Origin of the sequence: Kitasatospora sp. NPDC057595 (assembly GCF_042800875.1) — a bacterium.
Taxonomy (GTDB): Bacteria; Actinomycetota; Actinomycetes; order Streptomycetales; family Streptomycetaceae; genus Kitasatospora.
Map to the genome: position 1 here is coordinate 15230 of NZ_JBHVGL010000017.1, position 23567 is coordinate 38796.

General features: G+C 73.9%; 22 protein-coding genes. 10 read left to right on the top strand and 12 right to left on the bottom strand.

The features are described from left to right. Positions 1 to 59: 59 nt before the first annotated feature. Genes mvk through ACFU9E_RS23990 form a run of 6 tightly spaced genes read left to right on the top strand, consistent with a single transcriptional unit; the run spans position 60 to position 6612 of the window. Positions 60 to 1097, top strand: a complete 1038-nt coding sequence (gene mvk / locus ACFU9E_RS23965; protein ID WP_380682841.1) for a mevalonate kinase — start codon at positions 60 to 62, stop codon at positions 1095 to 1097. Next, positions 1087 to 2145, top strand: a complete 1059-nt coding sequence (gene mvaD / locus ACFU9E_RS23970; protein ID WP_380682840.1) for a diphosphomevalonate decarboxylase — start codon at positions 1087 to 1089, stop codon at positions 2143 to 2145. The genes mvk and mvaD overlap by 11 nt, the downstream gene beginning before the upstream one ends. Further along, complete coding sequence (locus ACFU9E_RS23975) at positions 2142 to 3281, top strand: phosphomevalonate kinase (RefSeq protein ID WP_380682838.1); 1140 nt, start codon at positions 2142 to 2144, stop codon at positions 3279 to 3281. Before mvaD ends, ACFU9E_RS23975 begins: the two co-directional genes overlap by 4 nt. Continuing rightward, positions 3278 to 4366: a type 2 isopentenyl-diphosphate Delta-isomerase gene (gene fni, locus ACFU9E_RS23980; protein ID WP_380682837.1), complete on the top strand. Its 1089-nt coding sequence runs from the start codon at positions 3278 to 3280 to the stop codon at positions 4364 to 4366. Before ACFU9E_RS23975 ends, fni begins: the two co-directional genes overlap by 4 nt. Then, positions 4363 to 5424 (top strand): hydroxymethylglutaryl-CoA reductase, encoded by a 1062-nt coding sequence (locus tag ACFU9E_RS23985; protein WP_380682836.1) that lies wholly within the window; start codon positions 4363 to 4365, stop codon positions 5422 to 5424. Before fni ends, ACFU9E_RS23985 begins: the two co-directional genes overlap by 4 nt. A 3-nt stretch (positions 5425 to 5427) precedes the next feature. Further along, positions 5428 to 6612, top strand: a complete 1185-nt coding sequence (locus ACFU9E_RS23990; RefSeq protein WP_380682835.1) for a hydroxymethylglutaryl-CoA synthase — start codon at positions 5428 to 5430, stop codon at positions 6610 to 6612. Between the two features lie 143 nt (positions 6613 to 6755). Here the strand turns inward: ACFU9E_RS23990 and ACFU9E_RS23995 are convergent, their stop codons facing one another. The 12 genes from ACFU9E_RS23995 to ACFU9E_RS24050 all read right to left on the bottom strand — a co-directional run bounded on the left by ACFU9E_RS23995 (position 6756) and on the right by ACFU9E_RS24050 (position 17354). Further along, positions 6756 to 6926: a hypothetical protein gene (locus tag ACFU9E_RS23995; protein WP_380682834.1), complete on the bottom strand. Its 171-nt coding sequence runs from the start codon at positions 6924 to 6926 to the stop codon at positions 6756 to 6758. 23 nt (positions 6927 to 6949) lie between these two features. Next, positions 6950 to 7621, bottom strand: coding sequence for a hypothetical protein (locus tag ACFU9E_RS24000; protein ID WP_380682833.1), 672 nt, complete (start codon positions 7619 to 7621; stop codon positions 6950 to 6952). 51 nt (positions 7622 to 7672) lie between these two features. Further along, positions 7673 to 8155 carry a PhzA/PhzB family protein gene (locus ACFU9E_RS24005; RefSeq protein ID WP_355366927.1) on the bottom strand — a complete coding sequence of 161 codons (483 nt, stop codon included), beginning with the start codon at positions 8153 to 8155 and terminating at the stop codon, positions 7673 to 7675. Positions 8156 to 8208: 53 nt separating this feature from the next. Beyond that, positions 8209 to 8862: a phenazine biosynthesis FMN-dependent oxidase PhzG gene (gene phzG / locus ACFU9E_RS24010; RefSeq protein WP_380682832.1), complete on the bottom strand. Its 654-nt coding sequence runs from the start codon at positions 8860 to 8862 to the stop codon at positions 8209 to 8211. After that, positions 8855 to 9691 (bottom strand): PhzF family phenazine biosynthesis protein, encoded by an 837-nt coding sequence (locus ACFU9E_RS24015; RefSeq protein WP_380682831.1) that lies wholly within the window; start codon positions 9689 to 9691, stop codon positions 8855 to 8857. The genes phzG and ACFU9E_RS24015 overlap by 8 nt, the downstream gene beginning before the upstream one ends. Before the next feature lie 182 nt (positions 9692 to 9873). Further along, positions 9874 to 11838, bottom strand: coding sequence for an anthranilate synthase family protein (locus tag ACFU9E_RS24020; RefSeq protein WP_380682830.1), 1965 nt, complete (start codon positions 11836 to 11838; stop codon positions 9874 to 9876). Then, on the bottom strand, positions 11835 to 12458 hold the full coding sequence (locus tag ACFU9E_RS24025; protein WP_380682829.1) for an isochorismatase family protein: 624 nt from the start codon (positions 12456 to 12458) through the stop codon (positions 11835 to 11837). Before ACFU9E_RS24025 ends, ACFU9E_RS24020 begins: the two co-directional genes overlap by 4 nt. Before the next feature lie 107 nt (positions 12459 to 12565). Continuing rightward, positions 12566 to 13741, bottom strand: a complete 1176-nt coding sequence (locus tag ACFU9E_RS24030; RefSeq protein ID WP_380682828.1) for a 3-deoxy-7-phosphoheptulonate synthase — start codon at positions 13739 to 13741, stop codon at positions 12566 to 12568. Between the two features lie 36 nt (positions 13742 to 13777). Further along, positions 13778 to 14266, bottom strand: coding sequence for a PhzA/PhzB family protein (locus ACFU9E_RS24035; protein WP_380682827.1), 489 nt, complete (start codon positions 14264 to 14266; stop codon positions 13778 to 13780). A 299-nt stretch (positions 14267 to 14565) separates the two neighbouring features. Further along, positions 14566 to 15861 carry an NAD(P)/FAD-dependent oxidoreductase gene (locus ACFU9E_RS24040; protein WP_380682826.1) on the bottom strand — a complete coding sequence of 432 codons (1296 nt, stop codon included), beginning with the start codon at positions 15859 to 15861 and terminating at the stop codon, positions 14566 to 14568. After that, positions 15861 to 16184, bottom strand: coding sequence for a 2Fe-2S iron-sulfur cluster-binding protein (locus ACFU9E_RS24045; RefSeq protein ID WP_380682825.1), 324 nt, complete (start codon positions 16182 to 16184; stop codon positions 15861 to 15863). The genes ACFU9E_RS24040 and ACFU9E_RS24045 overlap by 1 nt, the downstream gene beginning before the upstream one ends. Positions 16185 to 16430: 246 nt before the next feature. Beyond that, positions 16431 to 17354 carry a LysR family transcriptional regulator gene (locus tag ACFU9E_RS24050; RefSeq protein ID WP_380682824.1) on the bottom strand — a complete coding sequence of 308 codons (924 nt, stop codon included), beginning with the start codon at positions 17352 to 17354 and terminating at the stop codon, positions 16431 to 16433. A gap of 247 nt (positions 17355 to 17601) precedes the next feature. On the opposite strand from ACFU9E_RS24050, the gene ACFU9E_RS24055 reads away from it, so the two are divergent. The 4 genes from ACFU9E_RS24055 (at position 17602) to cydC (ending at position 23566) form a co-directional block, all read left to right on the top strand. Then, positions 17602 to 18897, top strand: coding sequence for a cytochrome ubiquinol oxidase subunit I (locus tag ACFU9E_RS24055; RefSeq protein WP_380682823.1), 1296 nt, complete (start codon positions 17602 to 17604; stop codon positions 18895 to 18897). Between the two features lie 60 nt (positions 18898 to 18957). Beyond that, positions 18958 to 20052, top strand: a complete 1095-nt coding sequence (locus ACFU9E_RS24060) for a cytochrome d ubiquinol oxidase subunit II (protein ID WP_380682822.1) — start codon at positions 18958 to 18960, stop codon at positions 20050 to 20052. 149 nt (positions 20053 to 20201) lie between these two features. Continuing rightward, complete coding sequence (cydD, locus tag ACFU9E_RS24065) at positions 20202 to 21887, top strand: thiol reductant ABC exporter subunit CydD (protein ID WP_380681909.1); 1686 nt, start codon at positions 20202 to 20204, stop codon at positions 21885 to 21887. Then, entirely contained in the window at positions 21884 to 23566 is a 1683-nt protein-coding gene (gene cydC / locus ACFU9E_RS24070) for a thiol reductant ABC exporter subunit CydC (protein ID WP_380681910.1), read from the top strand. The genes cydD and cydC overlap by 4 nt, the downstream gene beginning before the upstream one ends. Position 23567: the final 1 nt, after the last annotated feature.

Sequence of the window (23567 nt, forward strand, 5' to 3'; positions counted from 1 at the left end):
CCGGGCGCCGCCTGCCGCCGGATCCACGTCCTTACGAGAACTCTGGATGAGCGATCTCCATGCAGAAACGACACGGGGAGCTGAGTTCGTTGTCCCTACCCGCCGCAGCCGAGGGGCTGTCGGAGCAGCGCGGGACCCGGCCGGTCGGCACCGGTCGGGCCCGTGCCAAGGCCATCGTGCTGGGCGAGCACGCGGTGGTCTACGGAGCCCCGGCGCTCGCCCTCCCGATGCCGCAGCTGACCGTCACCGCCACCGCCGGGTACTCCGCGCAGTCGCCCGCCGACCCCGACGACTTCTCCCTCACCATGACCGGTGACCGGGCCCGGCCGAAGGCCACCCAGGCCTCCGACGGACTGCACCGGCTGACCGCCGAGTTCCGGGCCGTCCTGGGCGTGCCCGACACCCTGCACCTCGACGTGATCATCGACTGCGCGATCCCGGTCGGCCGTGGGCTCGGCTCCAGCGCGGCCTGCGCGCGGGCGGTGGTCCACGCGCTGGCCGACCTCTTCGAGCGCGAGGTGTCGCCGCAGCTGGCCTTCGACCTGGTGCAGACGGCCGAGAACGTGGCGCACGGGCGGGCCAGCGGCGTCGACGCGATGGCCGTCGGCGCGACGGCCCCGCTGCTGTTCCGGGCGGGCCGGGCCGAGGAGTTGCCGATCGGCTGCGAGGGCCTGTTCATCGTCGCGGACAGCGGCGTCGCGGGCCGCACCAAGGACGCCGTCGAGCTGCTGCGCCGCGGCTTCGAGGACCGTCCGGGCTCCCGGGCGGCCTTCGTGCGCCGGGCCACCGAGCTCACCGAGACCGCCCGGCTGGCGCTCGCCGAGGGCCGGCCGGAGCAGCTCGGCGCCCAACTCACCGACTATCACGGACTGTTGCGGGACGGCGGGCTGAGCACCGAGCGGATCGACACCATGGTCGAGGCCGCGCTGGCCGGCGGCGGCCTCGGCGCCAAGATCACCGGCGGCGGGATGGGCGGCTGCGTCATCGCGCTGGCCCGCGCGGAGCAGGCGGCCGAGGTCACCCGCCGGCTGCTGGCCGCCGGCGCCGTCCAGACCTGGTCCGTCCCGCTCGGGGAGCAGGCCGGCCATGGCCGTTGAGCAGCCCGTCGCCGTGCCTGACCACCCGGCCGCCGCCGGCGACGCCACCGCCGTCGCGCATCCGAACATCGCGCTGGTCAAGTACTGGGGCAAGCGGGACGAGCGGCTCGTCCTGCCGTGGACCGACAGCCTCTCGCTGACCCTGGACGTCTTCCCGACCACCACCCGGGTCCGGCTCGCCCCCGGCGCCGCGCACGATGCCGTCGCGCTCGACGGCGTGCCGCTGGAGGGCGAACCGCTGCGCCGGGTGGTCGCCTTCCTGGACCTGGTCCGCGAGCGCGCCGGGCTGCCGCTGCGGGCCGTCGTGGAGACCCGCAACACCGTCCCCACCGGCGCCGGACTGGCCTCCTCCGCGAGCGGGTTCGCCGCGCTGGCCACCGCCGCGAGCGCCGCCTACGGGCTGGGCCTGGACGCCACCGGGCTGTCCCGGCTGGCCCGGCGCGGCTCCGGCTCGGCCTCGCGGTCGGTCTTCGGCGGCTTCGCCCTGTGGCACGCCGGACAGCCCGGCCACGCCGACCCCGACCTCGGCTCGTACGCCGAGCCGCTGACGGTGCCGGTGCGCGCGCTGGACCCGGCTCTGGTGGTCGCGGTGGTCGACGCCGGACCCAAGGCGGTGTCCAGCCGGGAGGCGATGCGGCGCACCGTCGACACCTCGCCGCTGTACCGGCCGTGGGCCGCCTCCAGCCAGGCCGACCTGATCGGGATGCGGGACGCGCTGAACCGCGCCGACCTCGACGCGGTGGGCGAGATCGCCGAGCGCAACGCGCTCGGGATGCACGCCACCATGCTGGCGGCGCGCCCGGCGGTGCGCTACCTCTCGGCGGCCACGCTGACCGTGCTGGACGCCGTGCAGGAGCTGCGGCGCGCCGGGGTGGCGGCGTACGCGACGATGGACGCCGGGCCGAACGTCAAGGTGCTCTGCCGGGGCGCGGAGGCCGAGCGGGTGGCCGCGGCGGTGCGCGGGGCCGTCGGCGACGGTGCGGTGCACCTCGCCGGGCCGGGGCCGGGCGTCCGGCTGCTGGGCCCGAGCCCGGACGCGGACGCGTGAGCGGCGCCCGCCCGCCGGTGGTGCGGCGCGCGCCGGGCAAGCTGTTCGTCGCGGGCGAGTACGCGGTGGTGGAGCCCGGCGGCGCGGCGATCCTGGTGGCGGTCGACCGCCACGTCACCGCCACCGCCACCGAGCCCGCCGCCGGCCCGGGCGTCCTGCTCTCCTCCGACCTCGCCGCCGCGCCGGTGCGCTGGCGGTGGCGGGAGGGCCGGCTCGACCCGGTCGGCGCGGCGGATCCGGCCCGGGCCCGGCGCGAGCTGGCGCACGTCGTCGCCGCGGTCGAGACGGTCGCCCGGCTGCTGGCCGAACACGACCGGCCCGCGCCGGAGTTGGACCTCGCGATCAGCAGCCGGCTGCACCAGGACGGCGTCAAGTTCGGCCTGGGCTCCAGCGGCGCGGTGACCGTGGCGACCGTCGCGGCGGTGGCCGCGTACGCCGACCTGGCGCTGTCGGCCGAGCAGCGCTACCGGCTGGCCCTGCTGGCCTCGGCCGGGCTCGACCCCAAGGGTTCCGGCGGCGACCTCGCCGCCAGCACCTGGGGCGGCTGGATCGCCTACCGGTCGCCCGACCGGACCGCCGTGCTCGACCTGGCCCGCCGCCGGGGGGTGGCCGGGGCGCTGGCCGAGCCCTGGCCCGGCTTCGCGGTGCGCCGGCTGCCGCCGGTCCCCGGGCTGGCCCTGGAGGTCGGCTGGACCGGCACCCCGGCCTCCACCGCGGACCTGGTGGCCGGCCTGCGGCGGCGCGGCCCGCGCGGCACACCCGCCCACCGGCGGTACACGGCCGCCGCCGAGGACGTCGTACGGGCCGCCGCCGAGGCGTTCGAACGGGGCGACCGGCCGGGCCTGCTGGAGCAGATCCGGCGCGCCCGCCGGGAGTTGGCCCGGCTCGACGACGAGGTCGGGCTCGGCGTCTTCACCCCCGCCCTGACCGCCCTGTGCGAGGCCGCCGAGGCCGCGGGCGGAGCGGCCAAGCCCTCGGGTGCCGGGGGCGGCGACTGCGGCATCGCGCTGCTGGACACCGCGCTCAGTGGGACCGCGGACGCGTCGCCCGACATCGACCAGCTACGGGAGCGGTGGGCCGCGGCCGGGGTACGACCCCTGGCCCTGCGTCCCGCCCTGGAAGGGAACGAGGAATGATCTCGCAACGCAAGGACGACCACGTCCGGCTCGCGGTCGAGCAGCAGCACGGCCACGTCGGGCGCAACCAGTTCGACGAGGTGTCGTTCGTCCACCACGCCCTGGCCGGCATCGACCGGCCCCGGGTGTCCCTGGCCACGACCTTCGCCGGCCTCTCCTGGCCGGTCCCGCTGTACATCAACGCGATGACCGGCGGCAGCGAGATGACCGGCCGGATCAACCGCGACCTCGCGATCGCCGCCCGGCGGACCGGGGTTCCGATCGCCTCCGGCTCGATGAGCGCGTACTTCAAGGACGAGTCCTGCGCCGGCACCTTCAGCGTGCTGCGCGAGGAGAACCCGGACGGCTTCGTGCTGGCCAACGTCAACGCCACCGCCTCGGTGGAGAAGGCGCGGCGCGCCGTCGACCTGCTGGCGGCCGACGCCCTGCAGATCCACGTCAACACCGTCCAGGAGACGGTCATGCCGGAGGGCGACCGCTCGTTCTCCGCCTGGGTGCCGCAGATCGGCAAGATCGCGGCGGGCGTGGACGTCCCGGTGATCGTCAAGGAGGTCGGCTTCGGGCTCAGCCGGGAGACCGTCCTGACGCTGCGTGAGCTGGGCGTGCGGGTGGCCGACCTCGGCGGCCGGGGCGGCACCGACTTCGCCCGGATCGAGAACGGCCGGCGCGACCTGCGCGACTACACCTTCCTGGAGGGCTGGGGCCTGTCCACCGCCGCCTGCCTGCTGGACGCGCAGGGCGTGGACCTGCCCGTGCTGGCCTCCGGCGGCGTGCGCCACCCGCTCGACGTGGCCCGCGCGCTGGCGCTCGGCGCCCGGGGCGTCGGGGCGTCCGGCACCTTCCTGCGCACCCTGATGGACGAGGGCGTGGACGCGCTGGTCGATCAGCTCACCACCTGGCTCGACCAGTTGGCGGCGCTGATGACCATGCTCGGCGCGGCCACCCCGGCCGACCTCACCCGCTGCGACCTGCTGATCCAGGGCTCGCTGCGGGAGTTCTGCGCCGACCGCGGCGTCGACACCGCTCAGTTCGCCCGCCGCTCCGCCACCGCCACCGCCGACGACCTCACGGGAGGCACCCGATGACCGACGAACACGCCGTCGCCGGCGTCCCGATGCGCTGGGTGGGACCGGTGCGCATCTCCGGGAACGTCACCAGCACCGAGACGCACGTCCCGCTGGCCACCTACGAGTCCCCGCTGTGGCCCTCGGTGGGCCGCGGCGCGAAGGTCTCCATGCTCGCCGAGCGCGGCATCGTGGCGACCCTGGTCGACGAGCGGATGACCCGCTCGGTGCTGGTCGAGGCGACCGACGCGCAGACCGCGCTGGCCGCCGCCCGCTCCATCGAGGCCCGCTTCGAGGAGCTGAAGGAGGTGGTGCGCGGCTGCAGCCGTTTCGCCGAACTCGTCGGCGTCCGGCACGAGATCAACGCCAACCTGCTGTTCGTCCGGTTCGAGTTCACCACCGGCGACGCCTCCGGCCACAACATGGCGACGCTCGCCTCCGACGTGCTGCTGCAGCACCTGCTGCGGACGGTCCCGGGCATCTCCTACGGCTCGATCTCGGGCAACTACTGCACCGACAAGAAGGCGACCGCCGTCAACGGCATCCTGGGCCGCGGCAAGAACGTGGTCACCGAGCTGCTGGTGCCGCGCGAGGTGGTCACCGGCGTGCTGCGCACCACGGCGGCGAAGGTCGTCCAGCTGAACGTCCGCAAGAACATGCTGGGCACCCTGCTGGCCGGCGGCATCCGCTCGGCCAACGCCCACTTCGCCAACATGCTGCTCGGCTTCTACCTGGCCACCGGGCAGGACGCGGCCAACATCGTCGAGGGCTCGCAGGGCGTGGTGATGGCCGAGGACCGCGACGGCGACCTGTACTTCGCCTGCACCCTGCCGAACCTGATCGTCGGCACGGTGGGCAACGGCAAGGGGCTCGACTTCGTGGAGAGCAACCTGGCCCGGCTCGGCTGCCGGGCCGACCGCGAGCCGGGGGAGAACGCCCGCCGGCTGGCCGTCATCGCGGCGGCGACCGTGCTCTGCGGCGAGCTCTCGCTGCTCGCGGCGCAGACCAACCCGGGCGAGCTGATGCGCGCCCACGTCCACCTGGAACGCGGCAAGGCGACGGAGAAGGTCGGGGTTTAGCGCATGTCCACGAGTACCACCGCCACCGCGGTCGGCATCCACGACCTCTCGTTCGCCACCACCGAGTTCGTGCTGCCGCACACGGCGCTCGCCGAGCACAACGGCACGCCGGTCGGCAAGTACCACGTGGGCATCGGCCAGCGGTCGATGAGCGTGCCCGCAGCCGACGAGGACATCGTCACCCTGGGCGCCGCGGCCGCCGCCCCGATCGTCGCCCGGCACGGCGCGGACGGCATCCGCACCCTGGTGTTCGCCACCGAGTCCTCGATCGACCAGGCGAAGGCCGCCGGCGTGTACGTCCACTCGCTGCTCGGACTGCCGTCGGCGACCCGGGTCGTCGAGCTCAAGCAGGCCTGCTACGGCGCCACCGCCGCCCTGCAGTTCGCCCTCGGCCTGATCCACCGCGACCCCTCCCAGAAGGTCCTGGTGGTGGCGAGCGACGTCTCCAAGTACGAGCTGGACAGCCCCGGCGAGGCCACCCAGGGCGCCGCCGCGGTGGCCATGCTGGTCACCGCGGACCCGGCGCTGGTGCGGATAGAGGCGCCCTCGGGCCTGTTCACCGCGGACGTCATGGACTTCTGGCGGCCGAACTACCGGGACGCCGCGCTGGTCGACGGCCAGGAGTCGATCGGCGCCTACCTCCAGGCCGTGCAGGGCACCTGGAAGGACTACGGCGAGCAGGGCGGCCGGCCGCTGGAGGACTTCAGCGCCTTCTGCTACCACCAGCCGTTCACCAGGATGGCCTACAAGGCGCACCGCCACCTGCTGAACTCCGCCGGGTACGACACCGACGAGACGGCCGTCCAGGAGGCGCTGGGACTGACCACCGCGTACAACGAGGTGATCGGCAACAGCTACACCGCCTCGGTCTACCTGGGCCTGGCCGCGCTGCTCGACCAGGCGGAGGAGCTCGACGGGCGGCCGGTGGGCTTCCTCAGCTACGGCTCGGGCAGCGTCGCGGAGTTCTTCGCCGGGACGGTCGTGCCGGGCTACCGGGCGCACCTGCGCACGGCGGAGCACCGGGCGGCGGTCGAGCGGCGCCGGCCGATCGGCTACGACCGCTACCGCGAGCTGCACCTGCGGTCCCTGCCGACGGACGGCGGCGACCACCCGACCCCGGAGCAGACCACCGGACCGTTCCGGCTGGCGGGGATCAGCGGGCACAAGCGCCGCTACGAGCGGCGCTGACGGCGCGCCGGGTCCCGACACGGAGCACCCGCGGATCCGTTGACGGGCGGTGTTGCCGCCCGCCCGGCAGCGGATCCGCGGGGTTGTCGGTGCTCAGGTGCCCCGGTGCCCCGGTCGGTCCACCTGCTCAGCAGCTCAGCTGCTCAGCTGCTCAGCTGCTCGGGCCGGCGGCGCAGGGCGATCGCGGTGAGTTCCTCGATGTCGAACTCCGAGCGGCCCGGTGTCCCGTAGCGGGTGATCTTCCCCCGGCTGACCCACTTGCGGATGGTCGCCTCCGAGACGCCCGCGGCGAGCGCGGCGACGTTCGTCGGCACCAGCCGGTGGCGGGGCGGACGGCTCAGACCGCCGCCTCTCGCCGCTGGTCCATGAGATGCCGTAGCGTGAGCCATTCGCGTATCCCCCATGAGTGTCCGGACGAGCAGCCGATGCTGCTCCGTCCCCCGGTGTGCTGCTGCGGTGAGGTGTCGATCGTCCCCGGGCAGCCGTCCACCACGCAGTCCCTGGTGGACGGCTCGGGGCGGTCGGCGGCCTCGGGGTCGATCGCGTTGAGCAGTTCGACCCGCAGCTCCTCGATCTCGTCGGCGAACTCGGCGGCCGGCGGCTGCGCGGTGAGCCAGTCCAGGTGACGGCCGAGGAACCGCGCCAGGTGCGGCACGGAGCGGATCGCCGTGGCGGCGCCGGGCGGCTGGGCGCCGAGGCGCTCGGTGCCCGGCCCCTCGGCGCCCAGCCGCTCGGCGGCGAATCCCGACCAGGACTCCAGGATCGCCACGATGTTGTTGCGGGCGTCGATCGCCGCCAGGTTCAGCCGGTCCCGGCGGCGGGTCCCGGAGACCCTGGTGGGGTTGCGCCGCCGGGGCTCCGACTGGATGTGGTGCAGGCACTCCCGGTGCAGCTCCGGGAGCGCCCGCAGGGTGCGTTCCAGCTGTCTGATGCACGGGGCGCAGAGGACGGAACCGGCGGCGGCGGGGATCGCCCGTCCGTGGTTCCTGGGACACGAGTGGAACTCCATCGAATCTCCTTGGTGCGTGCGTGCGACACCCGGATTCCCTTGGCCGGCCGGTCAGTCGGTGGGAATCCAGTCCCGCCGGATGTGCGGGGTCTCGATGCCGAGCGACTTCATGTGCTCGATCGGGTTGGTGTACTCGCGGCTGGCGGCGATCAGGCCGTCGCGCAGCGTGAAGCCGTGGATGAAGTGGTTGCGGTAGCGGCCCTCGGGATAGCCGGGGAAGCGGATCGTCCCCTCGCCGTCGCACTCGACCATGATGAGGTCCGGGTCCTGGGTCTCGTAGAGCCGGACGTCGGACCACTGCCAGTCGGGCAGGACTTCGAGGGAGAGCTCGTTGTGGCGCTTCAGCTTCTCCCGGCCGGTGACCACGATGGGCCGGCCGATGTCGGTGTAGAAGAGGGCGGCGGTGCCGTCCTCGGTGTAGAGGGTGTACCGGCGCAGCCGGGCCTCAGGACCGGTCTCCAGGTACTGCTCGACGGCCCGCCGGTTGCGGGCGCGCAGGTCGTGCCGGTCGGTGAAGATCTGTGGCGAGGTCATGACATCTCCCGGGCGGTGGGCGGGGTCGGCGCGGAGGGTGCTCCGCGCGGGGGTCACGGCTGGAGCCGGCTGATCCCCCAGCCGTCGGCGGTGCGGTCGTAGCGCAGCCGCTCGTGCAGCCGGTCGGTGCCGTCGGCCCAGAACTCCAGGACGTCGGGCACCAGTTCGAAGGCGGTGTAGGACGCGGGGCGGGGCAGCGGCTGCTGCGGGCGGCCGAGTTCCAGCGCCTTGGCCCGGATCTCCTCGAAGTGGTCGAGGTCCTCCACCGGCCGGCTCTGCTGCGAGACGGTGGTCATCGGGTGGGTGAACACCGCCCGGGCCGCCCACAGCTCCTCGGCGGTGGTGTCCGGCAGCTGCCGCACCGGCCCGGCCAGGATCACCTGCTGGCTGGTCTCCCGCCAGTACAGGACGCCGGAGGCCCAGGGGTTCTCCGCCAGCTCGCGGCCCTTCTGGCTGCCGGCGTGGGTGGCGAAGACGATCCCCCGCTCGGTGATCCGGTTGATCACCAGGATCCGGGACGAACTGCGGCCCCGGGCGTCGGCGGTGGCCAGCGCGAGGGCGCGCGGCTCCCGCACCCCGTGCCCGGCCGCGGCGGCCAGCCAGGAGTTCAGCAGGCCCATCGGCTCGGCCGGCGGGGTGCGGAACTCCGGGAAGTCGACGACGACCGTCCCGGTCAGCGACTCGGAACGCCTCGACAGGTCAGACATGCAGGACTCCTTCGATGGTGATGACGCCGTGGCCCGAGACCTCGACGCTGTCGACCCGGTCCCCCTCGCCCTGCACCAGGGCGCCCATCGGCGAGGGGCGGCCGATCTCGACGCCCTGGGTGATCTCGATGCGCTGCCCGTAGGCACCGAGACCGTGCCGGGCCAGGTGGATGGCGATCGGGCCGGCGGCGGAGCCGGTCGCGGCGTCCTCCACCACCCCGTAGGCGGGCGAGAACATCCGGTTGCGCCAGACGGTCCCGGCGCCGGCGATGCAGTTGGTGGCCATGTCCGGGAACCGGGCCAGTGCCCGGTGGTCCGGGTCCACCTTGGACAGCGCCTCGACGCTCTCGAAGCCGACCAGGACGTGCCGCGGGCCGTTGCGGTAGATCTCCACCGGGAGCGTCGAGCCGCTCACGCCCAGCGCCCAGAGCAGCTCCTCGGCCCGGTCGAACGGCTCCCAGACCGGCACCGGCTGGCGCATGCTGGTCGCGACGGTCCGGCCGCCCTCCCGCTCCAGCTCGAACGGGATGACGCCCATCGCGGTCTCGATCCGCAGCGTGCCGGCCTCGGTGCGGTCGCCCAGGGCGATCGCGGTGCCGAGCAACGGGTGCCCGGCGAAGGGGAGTTCGTTCACCGGGGTGAAGATCCGCACATGGTGGTCCCCGCCCTCCCGGGGGGCGAGGACGAAGGTGGTCTCGGAGAGGTTCATCTCCCGGGCGATGCGCTGCATCTGGTCGGCGGACAGGTCGTCGGCCCCGAAGAAGACCGCCACCGGGTTGCCGGTGAGCGGCCGGCGCGCGAAGGCGTCGACGACGACGTACTGATGCATGGGTCCTCCCACTCGTCATTGGGAATGCGGGGGCACCGCCGCGGCGGCCGTACACAGCGGGCGCGGCGGGCAGGGTGGAACCGGGCAGGGGGTGGAACACAAGGCAGCGTGGAACCGGGCAGCCTGGAGCCGGGCCGGCGCGCACGGGGGGGTGATGCGCCGGCCCGGCGGTCCCGGGCGGATCAGGCGGGGTCGGGGACCCTCGCCGGGCCGAGCAGTCCGGACAGGACGGTGGCCACGATCCGCGGCCCCTCCCGGGTGAGGACGGACTCGGGGTGGAACTGGAGCGAGGCGAAGCCGGGCCCGCGCAGCGCGTGGACCTCCCCGGTCGCCGGGTCACGGCTGACCCGCACCGGGCCGACGCCTTCGGCGGGGAACTCCTCCGCCGCGCTCAGCAGGGCGAAGGTGTTGTAGAAGCCGACCCGTTCGACGGTGCCGAAGAGGTCGATCTCTCTCTGCACCCCCTGGTTGGGCACCGTCCGGCGGCGGATCGGCAGCCCGAGCCGCAGCCCGAGCACCTGGTGGCTGAGGCAGACCGCGAGGAACGGCCGGCGCTCCGCCAGCAGCGTGTCGATCGCGCCGCGCAGATGGCGCATCTTGGGATGCGCGGCCTCCTGCGGGTCGCCCGGCCCGGGACCCATCACCACCAGGTCGTGGCCCTCGAAGGAGTACTCCTCGTCGAACCGGCGGACCGTGACGCGCAGGCCCAGGGAACGCAGCTCCTGGTCGATCATCGAGGTGAAGGTGTCCTCGGCGTCAACCACCAGGACGCTGCGCCCGGCGAGTTCGGGCCGGGCCGAGGCGCGGGCCTCGGTATCGGCGAGCCAGAAGCCGGCGATCGAGTCGTTGCGCGACTCCAGGGCTCGGAGCACGCTCGGATGGTCGGCGAAACGTTTTTTCGCACCGCCGTCGAGCGCGGCGACCAGCCCGGCCGCCTTGGCCCTGGTCTCCGCCGCCTCCGAGGCCGGGTCGGAGTGCCGCACGATGGTGGCGCCCACGCCGATGCCGATCCGCCCCTGCGGGGTGATGTCCGCGGTCCGGATCAGGATCGCGGAGTCCATCACCCGCTCCCCCGCCGCGTCCCGCCCGATCAGCGCGACGACGCCGCTGTAGTAGCCGCGGCCGCCCGGTTCGTAGCGGTGGATGATCCGGCAGGCGCTCTCCACCGGGCTGCCCGTCACGGTGGGGGCGAACATCGTCTCGCGCAGGACGTCCCGCACGTCGCGGTCGGTGCGGCCCTCGATGAGGTACTCGGTGTGCGCGACCCGGGCCATCTCCTTGAGGTACGGGCCGACCACCCGCCCGCCCGTCCCGCAGATCCGGGACATCATCTTGAGCTCCTCGTCGAGCACCATGTAGAGCTCGTCGGTCTCCTTGCGGTCGCTGAGGAACTCCAGCACCCCCGAGAGGGTCGGGCCGGACGGCGGGTAGCGGTAGGTGCCGCTGATCGGGTTCATCACCGCGGTGCCGCCGCGGAGGCTGACGTGCCGCTCCGGGGAGGCGCCGACCAGGGTCCGGGTGCCGGTGTGGACCAGGAAGGTCCAGTAGGCCCCGGACTCCCGCTCCAGCAGCCGGCGGAACAGCGCGGGCGCGCTGAGCGGCCCGTAGTCGGTGATGTCGGCGACGAAGGTGCGCCGGATGACGAAGTTGGCGCCCTCGCCGGTGCCGATCATCTCCTCGACGATGCGGCTCACCACCTCGCCGTAGGCCTCGTCGCCGACGTCGAACGCGCCGCCGGCGAGCGTGGTCGGCACGTCCGGGAGGCGGACCAGCGCGTCCGCGAGCGGCACCCGCTGCTGGCCGGTGACGGTCATCGCCACCAGCGGCGTCCCGTCGTCGGCGGCCGCGAAGCCGCGCTCGGCGAGCTGCCGGTAGGGGACCACCACGAGCACCTCGTGCCGCTCCCCGGCGCCGGGCTCCGGGGCCGCGGGCAGCGGGATGTCGGCGAGCACGGCGGGCAGGGCGACCGAGCCGGTCAGCACCTCCACCACCGGGCCGCCCTCGGCGGTGGTGCCCGGCCGGTGCAGCAGGGCGAAGGCCTCCGGGCGGCCCTCCAGCACCTCGCGGAGCAGGTCCGGGGCGCCGTGCTCGGCGCCCCGACCGTGCGAGCTGTACGGGCTGTGCGAGCTGTACGGGCTGTTCGTCATGCGAACAGCCCCTTGACGGTGGTGACGCGGGCGCAGCGCTCGGCGGCGTAGGTGAGCGCCGAGCGGTGGTACTCCGCCGAGAAGTCGGCGGTGGCGTCGGCGACGAAGAACACCTGGATGTCGTTGGTGAAGGCCTCGACGGCGGTGGCCAGCACGCCCACGTGGGCGTAGACGCCGCAGAGCACGAGCTGGTCGCGGCCGGCGTCGCGCATCCGCTGGAGCAGGTCGGTGCGGAAGAAGGCGCTGTAGCGCCACTTGGTGAGCAGCCAGTCGTGCTCGGCGGGCGCCAGGGCGTCCACCACCTGGCGGTCCTCCGGGGCGGGGCGCATGCCCGGGCCCCAGAAGTCCTTGAGGAGTCCGCGCTCCTCGTCGGTCATGCCGCCCGGCTGGGCGGTGTAGGCGACCGGGACGCCCAGGCCGGCGCAACGGTCGCGCAGCCGGGCCGCGTTGCGCACCAGCTCGGTGCGCAGGTCGTCGGGGAGGGGGTTGAGGAAGTACCGCTGCATGTCGTGGACGAGCAGGACCGCGCGGTGCGGCTCGGCGGTCCAGGACACGACGGCCGGCGGCAGGTCGCCCTCGGCCGGTAACGGGTAGGACGGAATGGGGGGTATGCCGGTCATGGCTCCGGTTCTTTGCGTGATGCGAGGGTCTGTGAGGGGCGCGCGCAGAGCGGGGCGGTGGAGCTCGATGGGGTGACGTGGTGCCGTGCCGTGCTGGGGCGGACGGGTCAGGCGGTCCAGGCGGACACCACGGAGACGGCCTGGGCCGGGTTGAGGCGGGGATCGCAGGAGGTCGTGTAGCGCTCGCCGACGGAGTCGAGGTCGGCCTCGGTGGACGCGCACTCGGTGACGTCGTCCGGGGTGGTCTCCAGGTGCAGACCGCCGGCGACGCCGCCCGAGCCGCGCACGGCCTCGACGAACCGGGCGACCTCCAGGGCGATGGTCCCCACCAGGCGGGTCTTGAGGCCGCCGGGGGCCGTGAAGGTGTTGCCGTGCACCGGGTCGCTGAGCCACACCACCGGGTGGCCGGCGCCGCGGACGGCGTCGACGAGCTTCGGCAGCCGGTCCGCGACGGCCTCGGCGCCCATCCGGGCGATCAGGGTGAGGCGGCCGGGGTCGCGCCACGGGTCGAGCTTCTCGCACAGGGCGAGGAGTTCGTCGGGCTCCATGGCGGGGCCGACCTTGCAGGCGACCGGGTTGGCCACCTGGGACAGCAGGGCGACGTGGGCGCCCTCGACCTGGCGGGTGCGTTCGCCGATCCACGGCCAGTGGGTCGAGCCGAGGAACAGCCGGCCCTTGTCGTCGACGCGCAGCATCGGCGTCTCGTAGTCGAGCAGCAGCGCCTCGTGGCTGGTCCACACCAGGGGCTCGACCACGTCGCGGCCGGCCGCGCGGTCGCGCCAGCCGAGGTGCTCGACGATGTCACCGGCGGCCATGTAGCCGGTGAGGATGCGCAGCGGGTCGGGCCGGCGGGACTCCGCGTCCGGCTCCGGCCCGTTCACCATGTGCCCACGGAAGACCGGGAGTTCGATCCCCTCGACGACTTCGGTGGGCTTGGAGCGGGGCTTGGCGAACTGTCCGGCGATGCGGCCCGCGCGGACGACCGGCTTTCCGGTGCGCAATCCGAGCGTCCCGGCGAGCAGATCGAGCAGCGCCGACTTACGCGCGACATGTTGACGTGTACATTCCTGCGGATCCTCGGCGCAGTCCCCGGACTGCAGCACCAGCGCTTCGCCGGTCGCCACTTTTCCCAGCAGGGTGCGCAAGGTGGCCAGCTCGTCGGGCTGGACCAGGGCGGGACGCGAGGCCAGCGCCTCGCCGACCCGGCTGACCTGGAGGAGGTCGCTCCATTCGGGTTGATGCAACGCCCCGCGGATACGAATCTCCCGTATGACGTCTTCCACGACGTACTCCGATCCGGCGGTGGATTTCTTGAATTGTCAGGTGGGTATTCCGGTGCGCTTGATTTCCGGCACCGGGATTCCGAGCGCGCGCAGCTGCTGGAACGGGTTCATGAACTCGCGCTGCAGCTTGATCCGCCCGTTCTCCAATTCGAACGAGTGGAGGAAGTGGTTCTCGTAGTAACCGTCCGGGTAGTCGCCGAAGAGGATCTTCCCGCGGCCGTCGCACTCGACCCAGAAGCGGTTCGGGTCCTGGGTCTCGAAGATCTCGACGTTGTACCACTCCCAGTCCGGGAAGCACTTCAGCGACCAGACGGCGTGCTCACCCAGGCGGTCCCGGCCGTGCGTGGCGACCGGGGAGCCGGTGTCGGTGGTCCAGAGGCCGCCGACGCCGTCCTCGGTGAAGAGCTCGTGCCGGCGCAGCCGGTCCTGGCCGAGGGTCCGCATGTACCGCTCGACGGTGGCCCGGTTGAGGCGGCGCAGCTCGGTCTCGTCGGCGAATCCCTGCGGGCTGGCGGATTCAGGCACAGTCGTATCCCCTGTTTGTTATTCGAACGAGTGAATGAGCAAGCAAGCGATCTTGTTGAATCCTGCCTCACCGGCAGATGCTTCCGCAACAGCGACCTATGAACTAACTGTGAAGGTTCGATCGCCACAACGCCGTCCGGGGGTGGCCGAAAACCGTCCGGCAATAAAAAAACGCTTGTTCTGCGACCTCACCTTTGAAAGGCGTGGGGCCAATGTTCTCGGAATCCGGTATTCCGCTGAACAGCGCCCGCCCCGGGGTTCGGGACGGGCGCCGGAGTGCGCGGAGGGGCTCTGGCCGGTCAGCCGACCGGCACGGCGGAGCCGCCGCGGCGGCTCGTGAGGTGGCCGCGGAGGGTGAAGCCGGGGGCGACGGCATCGGCCGGATCCAGCACCACGCCCCGGTCAAGGAGCTGTCGCGCCGCCAGGTGGTCGGTCGGCCGGTTGACCGACTCCACCGCCTGCAGCTCACCGCCGCGGAACAGCAGCACCGAGAACGCCTCGGGATCCTCACCGAGCACCACCTCGGTGTCGTGCCCCTCGTCCAGGCCGGCGATCTGCACGGTGGTCGCGAACTGGTCGCTCCAGAACCACGGCAGTTCGGCGTAGCCGCGTCCGGTGCCGGTCAGCCGCGCGGCCACCGCCTCGGCGTGGCCGACGGCGTTCTGCACCGACTCCAGCCGCAGCCGGTTGCCCGAGCGCACCTGCGGGAACGCCGCGCAGTCGCCGATCGCCGAGATGTGCGGGTCGCTGGTCAGCAGGTGGGAGTCGACGGCGATGCCGCCGCTCACCCGCAGGCCGGCCGCCGCCGCCAGGCCGGTGCGCGGGATCACCCCGATCCCGGCCAGCACCAGATCGGCCGACAGCCGGTTGCCGTCGGCCAGTTCCACCGAGGCGACCCGGCCCTGGTCGTCGCCGTGCAGCGCGGCCACCCCCTGACCGAACAGCAGCCGGCTGCCCTCCCGCCGGTGCAGCCGGGTGAAGTGCTCGGCGGTGCGGGCGGAGACCACCCGGGCCAGCGGACGGTCGAGGGCCTCGACCACCGTCACCTCGCAGCCCGCCCGCCGGGCGGCGGCGGCGAACTCCAGGCCGATGAATCCGGCGCCGATCACCACCACCCGCCGGGCCGCGCCGAGCGAGGACCGCAGGGCGGCGGCGTCCTGGGCGGTGCGCAGCGTGTGCACCCCGCGCAGCCCGGACCCCGGCACGCCGAGCGTGCGCGCGGTGGCCCCGGTGGCCAGCACCAGGTGGCCGTAGTCGAACACCGAGCCGTCGGCGAGGCGGACCGTGCGGGCCGCCGGGTCGACCGCCGTCACCGAGCCCGCGACCAGTTCGATCGACTGGCGCGCGTAGTAGCTCACCGGTCGCAGCCACAGCTGGGACTCGTCCACCTCCCCCTTGAGGTAGGCCTTCGACAGCGGGGGTCTCTCGTAGGGGAGTTCGTCCTCCGCGTCGATGAGGACCAGTCTCCCCCCGAAGCCGTGCTCACGCAGCGAGGCGGCCGTCTGGTAGCCCCCCTGGCCGGCTCCGACGATGACGACCGACGAGGGGTGACCGAGTTCGGGGCGCTCCGGCGAGGGGCCCGTCGCGAAGGCCATCACTTCTGCCGCTCGGGCAGGTGCACGATCAGGCCGTCCAGCGCTTCGGTCACCGTGAGCTGGCAGCTGAGCCGGCTGTTGGGGCGGCGCGGGCAGGCGGTGAAGTCCAGCATGTCGTTCTCGTCGGGCTGGATCGGCTGCGGCTTGTCGCGCGTCGACTCGTCGACGTAGACGTGGCAGGTGGCGCACTGGAGGTTGCCGCCGCACTGGGCGACGATGCCGTCGACGTCGTTGAAGACGGCGCCGCGCATGACGCTGGTGCCGACCGGTACGTCGACGGTGCGCTCCGTCGTGTCGACGGCGACGTAGGTGATCTTGGGCATGACGGGACTCCTCGGTGGCGCCCGGGCGCGCGCGAGGGCGCGCCGGAACAGGGCACCGGTCACGTGACGAAAGGGAGGAAGGACGGCGCCGCCGGTGGTCGGTGCGGAGCATGCCGCTCCCACCAACCCGCCATCTCTTACCGGCCGTTCGGACACGCGAAGCCCTTGGCCAGGAACACGGCAGCGCGTTCGAGCGTAGCAAAGGACCCTGGCGCACGCCAGGATCGATCACCGGGGCCCGCGCCGTCAGGTCCGCGCCCGGAGCATCCTCGGATCCGGCCGCCGGTGCGTCATGAGCGGCCTGCTGACCGTGAACTCCCGGAACCGGCGGGCCGCCTCGGACTGGTAGGCCTCGCGGTTCCAGACCAGGGTGAGCACCCGGTAGCAGTTCGGGGCCTCCACGTGCACCCAGGCCACCGGGACATGGGTGTCGGTGCCGGCCAGCCGGGACATCGCCGGGATCAGGCCGATGCCCAGGCCGGTGCTGATCATGTCCTGGCTGGCCCCCGGCTCGTCGCCCTCGCAGGACAGCCTCGGGGAGATCCCCTCGGTCGCGAACAGCCGTTCCAGCAGGGCGCGTTGCCAGTGGCCCCGCCGGGTGGTGACGAACGGCTCGTCGGCGATCTCGGCGATGGTCACGCTCTCCCGGCCGTCCAGCCAGTGCCCGCGCGGGACGGCCAGCAGCACCTCCTCGCGCAGCAGCTCGACGGACTCCAGGTCCGGTCCGGTCAGCGGTTGCGAGGCCACGCAGAAGTCGACCTCCCCGGCCCGCAGCTGGCGGTCCATCTCGGACACGGTGGACTGGAAGAGCCGCACCTCGGCGCCCGGGTAGGCGGCCCGGAAGCCGCCCATCAGATGGGTGACGGTCAGCAGCGTCTCGGAGGCGACGCCGACCCGGCCGAGCCCGGTCTCCCGGGCCTCCCGCAGCGCCCGGCGGCCATCGTCGAGCTCGCTCAGCGCGCGGTCGACGTGGCGCAGGAACACCGCGCCGTACTCGTTGAGCCGGATCCGCCGGCCCTGCCGGTCGAAGAGCGGGGTGCCCAGCTCGGCCTCCAGCCTGGCGATGGTGCGGCTGAGCGAGGGCTGGGCGACGTTCAGCTCCTCGGCGGCGCGGCTGATGTGCTCAAAACGGGCGACGGTCCGGAAGTGGCGCAGTTGCAGCAAATCCACGGTTCACCTCTGCTCATGCCTGACGGGCTATCGGCACATAGCAAAACCGGTCTTGGAACGCATAAGCAATCCCGCCTAACGTCATCGGTGGGGTTCGTCGCAGCGGGTGGCGGGCAGCGATGTCCGTCACCCGCTCACGCGAGGCGAGGAACCCGTCCGCTTCCTCCTCTCCCCTTCCCTTCCGCTCCCCTGCCCCCTCATCCGTCCGCCGACCCGGAGGCCAACCGCCCCCCAGGAAGGTCGCATCATGAGCGCTGCGGATCTGGCCCGACTCCAGTTCGCGGCCACCACCAGCGTGCACTGGCTCTTCGTCATCCTCACGATGGGGCTGGTCCCCATGGTGGCGTTCATGCACACCCGGGCCGCGTACACCCGCGACCCCGCCACCCGCGCGGTGCGCGAACGCATGACCCGCTTCTGGGGCCAGCTGTACGTCATCAACTACGCGGTCGGCATCGTCACCGGCCTCGTCATGGAGTTCCAGTTCGGACTCAGCTGGAGCGGACTGAGCAAGTTCGCCGGCAACGTCTTCGGCGCCCCGCTGGCCCTGGAGACGCTGATCGCGTTCTTCGCCGAGTCCACCTTCCTCGGCATGTGGATCTTCGGCTGGGGCCGGATGCGCCGCAGCGTGCACGTGGCGCTGATCTGGCTGGTCGCCCTCACCGCGTACGCCTCGGCGTTCTGGATCCTGGTCGCCAACGGCTTCCTGCAGCATCCGGTCGGCTACGAGGTGCGCGACGGCGCCGCCTACCTGACCGACTTCGTCGCGCTGATCACCAACGCCAACGCGCTGGTCGCGCTCGGCCACATCGCGCTCGCCGCGCTCACCACCGGCGGCATCTTCGTCGCCGGCATCAGCGCCTGGCACTTCGCCAAGGGCACCCGGGAGACCGAGCTGTTCCGCAGCTCGCTGCGGCTGGGCGTCTGGGTGAGCATGCTCTCCTCGTTCTTCGTCATCATCGTCGGCAACCTGCAGGTCCCGGTGATCGAGCGGACCCAGCCGATGAAGGCCGCCATCCTCAAGGGCGGCGGCGTCGCCGAGGAGCAGGCCAGGCTGGTCGCCCAGCACGGCCCCGGGGACTACGTGCCCTGGGAAGGCTGGGTGAAGAACTCGATGGACCTGATGTCGATCCTCGGCAACACCGTCTCGACCATCACGTTCATCGCGGTCTTCCTGCTGCTGAAGGACCTGCTGGTGCGCAAGCGCTGGCTCGCCTACCTGATGACCGCGATCATCCCGCTGCCCTTCATCGCCTCCGTCGGCGGCTGGGTGGTGCGCGAGATCGGCCGCCAACCGTGGCTGGTCTACGGCGAGTTGACCGTCGACGACGCGCTCTCCAACGTCAGCACCGGAGCCCTGGCGGTGTCCTGCACGCTGTTCATCGCCATCTTCGTCGGCCTCGCCGCGACCAACTGGACGCTGATCACCCGCTTCGCCCGGCGCGGCCCGGACGGCGCCCAGCTCGGCGCCGGCGATCCGCTCGGCGACGACCTGCCCGACGCGGGCGGCGCCGACGACAAGCAGCCGGTCCCGGCCTTCTGAGCCCGACGACGGATCCCGCACCGAGATGCACTCCCCTGACGTGACGGAAGGTTGGGCTACATGAGCCTGGAGACCCTCTGGCTGGCCCTCCTCGGCCTGCTGCTCGCCGGCTACTTCGTGCTCGGCGGCTACGACTACGGCGTCCAGATGCTGTCCCCGCTACTCGGTGGCCCGGGCACCGCCCCGGGCCGGGAACCGGACCCCGCGGAACGCAACGCCGCGGAACGCAGGACCGCAGAACGCAGGACCGCCGAACCGGGCGCCGTGGAACGGAACGCCGCGCTCGACGCGATCGCCCCCTTCTTCCTCGGCAACGAGGTGTGGCTGGTGGCCTTCGCCGGCGCGATGTTCGGCGCCTTCCCGCACCTGGAGGGCAGCCTGCTCTCCGGCCTCTACCCGCTGATCGTGGCGATCCTGGCCGGCCTGGTGCTCGGCAACGCCGCCGTCCAGCTGCGCGGCCGCTCCCGCGGCCCCCGGGCGCTGCGCTGGTGGAACGCCCTGGTGGTGCTCGGCGGCGTGGTGCCCGCCGTGTGCTGGGGCATCGTGGTCGGCCTGCTGCTGCACGGCGTGCCGCGCCGGGCGGACGGCTCCTTCCACATCGGCTTCGGCGACGTGTTCGCGCCGTTCTCACTGACCTGCGGGGTGGCCACCGCGCTGCTCTTCGCCGGCCACGGCGCGGCCTTCATCGCACTCCGCTCCGAGCCCGAACTCGCCGTCACCGCGCGGCGGGTGGGCGCCACCCTGATCGCCGCGGCCGGTGCCGCGAGCGCCCTCGGACTGCTGCTGTCGCTGTTCGGGGCGGGGGCCTCGATGACCAGGACCGCCACCTCGGTGGTCCTGTTCCTGCTCGTCGCCGCCGCCGTCGCGGCCGGCTGGTGGTTCCTCGCCCGGGGCCGTGACGCCCTGGCCTTCACCGCCACCTGCGTCGCGACCGCGCTGCCGGTGCTGCTGATCGGGGCCGGCCAGTACCCGTACCTGCTGGCCGCCGAGTCCGGGGCGGGGATCACCGTCGACGACGCCGTCGCCGACGGGGCCACCCTGAAGCTACTGATCGGCTTCGGCGTGGTGATCTTCCCGCTGATCCTCCTCTACCAGGCCTGGAGCTGGTGGGCCTTCCGCGGCCGGACCGGGCTGCGCCACCCCAGCTACTTCTGACCACCGCCACCGCCGGTCGGCAGCCCACCGCTGCCGGCCGGCGGTCCTCCAGCCGGCTTCCGCGGCCCGGCCGCCACCCGACCGGCCCGGACGGGCCGCGGAAGCCCTCCGCACCGCACGCCGGGCACCGCCCCGGGAGGGAGCACGGGATGAAGCCGGCCGAACGCCGTCTGCGGCGCGAACTCCCGGTGGTGCGCCGCCACCTGACCACCTCCACCGCGCTCGCCCTGCTGGGCGCCGCACTCGTCGTCGCCCAGGCCGGCCTGCTCGCCGGCCTGCTCGCGGACGGCTTCGCGGGGCACCGCCCGGACACCACCGCCCTCGCCGCGCTCGCCGCCGTCCTCGCCCTGCGCGCCCTGCTCGCCTGGGCCCGCGGCGCCCTCGCCCAGCGCGCCGCCGCCGAGGCCAAACGCGCCCTGCGCGACCGCCTCACCGCCCGGCTCCGGGAGACCGGCCCGCGCCGGCTGACCGCCCGCCGGCACGGTGAGACGGCCACCCTGCTCACCCGCGGCCTCGACGCCCTCGACCCGTACCTCACCGGCTACCTGCCCACCATGGCCGCCACCGCCGTCGTCCCGCTCGTGGTCGTCGGCCGGCTCTGGTGGGCCGACTGGACCTCCGCGCTGATCATCGTGCTCACGCTGCCGCTGATCCCGGTGTTCGGCGCGCTGGTCGGGATGCACACCGCCCGCCGCACCGCCCGGCAGTGGCGGCTGCTCGCCCGGCTCGGCGGCCACTTCCTCGACGTCGTCGCCGGACTGCCGACGCTGCGCGCGTTCGGCCGCGAGCACCACCAGACCGGTGTGGTGCGGGAGATGGCCGACGCCCACCGGCGGGCCACCATGCGCACGCTGCGGGTGGCGTTCCTCTCCTCGCTGGTGCTGGAGACCGTCGCCACCCTGTCGGTCGCCCTGGTCGCCGTCCCGGTCGGCCTTCGGCTGCTGGCCGGCGAGCTGGACCTGCGCACCGCCCTGGTCGTGCTCTTCCTCGCCCCCGAGGCCTATCTTCCGCTGCGCGCCGCGGGTGCGGCGTTCCACGACAGCGCCGAGGGCATCGCGGTGGCCGAGCGGGTCTTCGCCGTCCTCGACGAGGAGGAGCCCGCGACGGGGCGCGCCGCCCCCGTGCCGGTCCCCGACGCCCGGAGCGCGCGGCTGCGCCTCGACGGGGTCACCGTCCACCACCCCGACCGCGCCGCGCCCGCCCTCGACGCCGTCTCGCTCACCGTCCACCCCGGCGAGCACCTCGCCCTGGTGGGCCCGAGCGGCGCCGGGAAGTCCACCCTGCTCGCCCTGTTCCTCGGCTTCACCGCCCCCGGCACCGGCCGGGTCCTGGTGGACGGCACCGACCTCGCCGCGCTCGACCCCGACGACTGGCTCGCCCAGGTCGCCTGGGTGCCCCAGCGCCCGCACCTGTTCGCCGCGACCGTCGCCGACAACATCCGCCTCGGCCGCCCCGACGCCACCGACGCCGAGGTCCGCGCGGCCGCCCGGGCCGCCTGCGCCGACGGCTTCGCCGAGGCGCTGCCGCAGGGCTACGACACCCTGCTCGGCGAGCACGGCGCCGGGCTCTCCGCCGGACAGCGCCAACGCGTCGCCCTGGCCCGCGCGTTCCTCAAGGACGCGCCGATCCTGCTGCTGGACGAGCCGACCGCCCACCTCGACCCGGAGAGCGAGGCCGCCGTGACCAGGGCCACCGCCGAGCTGATGCGCGGGCGCACCGCGATCGTGGTCGCCCACCGCAGGAGCCTGCTGCCGCACGCCGACCGGATCGTCACCGTCCGGGCCGGCGCTCTCGAACCCGCCCCGGCCACCGAAGAAGTGGTGCTCCTCCCATGACCAACCCCCCGGCCTCCCGCCCCACCGTCCGGCTGCTGCGCCATCTGCTCCCGCACTGGCGCCGGCTGCTGCCCGCCGTCCTCGCCGCCGCCGGCAGCGAGCTCAGCGGCGCCGCCCTGATGGCCACCGCCGCCTGGCTGATCACCCGCGCCGCCGAGCAGCCGCCGATCTCCGCCGTCGCCGTCGCCATCGTCGCCGTGCGCGCCCTCGCCCTCGGCCGCGGCACCCTGCGCTACGCCGACCGGCTGCTCGGCCACGACGGCGTGCTGCGCGCCGTCGCCGGCTTCCGCGCCCGGGTCTACGAGGCACTCGTCCCGCTCGCCCCGGCCGGCACCCCGGCGTTCCGCGGCGGCGACCTGCTGACCCGGCTGGTCGACGACGTCGACGCCGCCCAGGACCTGCTGCTGCGCGTGCTCGTCCCGGTCACCGCGGCCGCCCTGGTCGCCGCCACCGCCACCGGCACCGCCCTGGTGCTGCTGCCCTCCGCCGGCCTGCTGATCGGGGCGCTGCTCGCCGCGGCCGGCCTGCTGGTGCCCGCCCTGGTGCTCGCGCTGTCCCGCCGCGGCGGGCGGGCGGAGAAGGCCGCGCGCGCCGAACTCACCGCGCTCACCGTCGACCTGACCGAGGGCGCCGCCGACCTCGCCGCCTACGGCGCCCGCGGTCGCGCCCACCGGCGGGCCGCCGAGGCCACCGCCCGGATCGCCGCCCTGGAGCGCCGCGCGGCGCTCACCACCTCGCTCGCCTCCGCCGTGGTCCTGCTGTTCCAGGGCGCCGCCACCGTCGGCGCCACCTGGCTCGGCCTGCGCGCCCACGCCGACGGCCGGCTGCCCGCCGTCCAGCTCACCGTCCTCGCGGTGCTCGCCCTGGTCTCCTTCGACGCGCTGGCCGCGCTGCCCGCCGCCGCCCGCCGGCTGGCCGACGTCTGGGCCTCCGCCCGCCGGCTGGCCGACCTGATGGACGCCCCGGCCCCGGTCACCGACCCGGCCGACCCGGCCCCGCTGCCCAGCGACGGCCCGCTCGGCGTCGAGATCACCGACCTGCGGGTGCGCCACCGCCCCGACGGCCCCGCCGCCCTCGACGGGGTCAGCCTCCGTCTGCCCCCCGGCCGCCGGGTCGCCCTGCTCGGCGCGAGCGGCTCCGGCAAGTCCACCCTGATCGCCGCGCTGATGCGGTTCGTCCCCTACGAGAGCGGCAGCATCCGGGTCGGCGGCCGCGAACTGCGCGACTGCGCGGGCGCCGACGTCCGCCGGGTGATCACCGGCGTGACCCAGGACGCCCACGTCTTCCACACCACGATCCGGGCCAACCTGCGGCTGGCCCGCCCCGACGCCGCCGACGAGGACCTGCGCGAGGCCGCCCGCCGGGCCCGGCTGCTCGACTGGATCGAGTCGCTCCCCGACGGCTGGGAGACCATGCTCGGCGGCGACGGCGCCACCATGTCCGGCGGCCAGCGCCAGCGCCTGCTGCTGGCCCGCGCCCTGCTCGCCGACCCGCCCGTGCTCGTCCTCGACGAACCCACCGAGGGCCTCGACCCGGAAACCGCCGCCGCCGTCCTCGCCGACATCCTCGACGCCACTCGCGGCCGCACCACCCTCCTGGTCACCCACGACCACGCCGCCCTCACCGCCGCCGACGCCGTGCTCACCCTCACCGACGGCCACCTCGCCCCCGCCGGCTGAC

Excerpts from the sequence above, each read along its gene's own strand:
- mvk (WP_380682841.1), top strand. The coding sequence starts at position 60 with ATGCAGAAACGACACGGGGAGCTGAGTTCGTTGTCCCTACCCGCCGCA.
- phzG (WP_380682832.1), bottom strand. The coding sequence starts at position 8,862 with ATGTCTGACCTGTCGAGGCGTTCCGAGTCGCTGACCGGGACGGTCGTC.
- ACFU9E_RS23985 (WP_380682836.1), top strand. The coding sequence starts at position 4,363 with ATGACCGACGAACACGCCGTCGCCGGCGTCCCGATGCGCTGGGTGGGA.
- cydC (WP_380681910.1), top strand. The coding sequence starts at position 21,884 with ATGACCAACCCCCCGGCCTCCCGCCCCACCGTCCGGCTGCTGCGCCAT.
- mvaD (WP_380682840.1), top strand. The coding sequence starts at position 1,087 with ATGGCCGTTGAGCAGCCCGTCGCCGTGCCTGACCACCCGGCCGCCGCC.
- ACFU9E_RS24005 (WP_355366927.1), bottom strand. The coding sequence starts at position 8,155 with ATGACCTCGCCACAGATCTTCACCGACCGGCACGACCTGCGCGCCCGC.
- ACFU9E_RS24000 (WP_380682833.1), bottom strand. The coding sequence starts at position 7,621 with ATGGAGTTCCACTCGTGTCCCAGGAACCACGGACGGGCGATCCCCGCC.
- ACFU9E_RS24045 (WP_380682825.1), bottom strand. The coding sequence starts at position 16,184 with ATGCCCAAGATCACCTACGTCGCCGTCGACACGACGGAGCGCACCGTC.
- ACFU9E_RS24020 (WP_380682830.1), bottom strand. The coding sequence starts at position 11,838 with ATGACGAACAGCCCGTACAGCTCGCACAGCCCGTACAGCTCGCACGGT.
- cydD (WP_380681909.1), top strand. The coding sequence starts at position 20,202 with ATGAAGCCGGCCGAACGCCGTCTGCGGCGCGAACTCCCGGTGGTGCGC.
- fni (WP_380682837.1), top strand. The coding sequence starts at position 3,278 with ATGATCTCGCAACGCAAGGACGACCACGTCCGGCTCGCGGTCGAGCAG.
- ACFU9E_RS24060 (WP_380682822.1), top strand. The coding sequence starts at position 18,958 with ATGAGCCTGGAGACCCTCTGGCTGGCCCTCCTCGGCCTGCTGCTCGCC.
- ACFU9E_RS24055 (WP_380682823.1), top strand. The coding sequence starts at position 17,602 with ATGAGCGCTGCGGATCTGGCCCGACTCCAGTTCGCGGCCACCACCAGC.
- ACFU9E_RS23990 (WP_380682835.1), top strand. The coding sequence starts at position 5,428 with ATGTCCACGAGTACCACCGCCACCGCGGTCGGCATCCACGACCTCTCG.
- ACFU9E_RS24015 (WP_380682831.1), bottom strand. The coding sequence starts at position 9,691 with ATGCATCAGTACGTCGTCGTCGACGCCTTCGCGCGCCGGCCGCTCACC.
- ACFU9E_RS24040 (WP_380682826.1), bottom strand. The coding sequence starts at position 15,861 with ATGGCCTTCGCGACGGGCCCCTCGCCGGAGCGCCCCGAACTCGGTCAC.
- ACFU9E_RS24025 (WP_380682829.1), bottom strand. The coding sequence starts at position 12,458 with ATGACCGGCATACCCCCCATTCCGTCCTACCCGTTACCGGCCGAGGGC.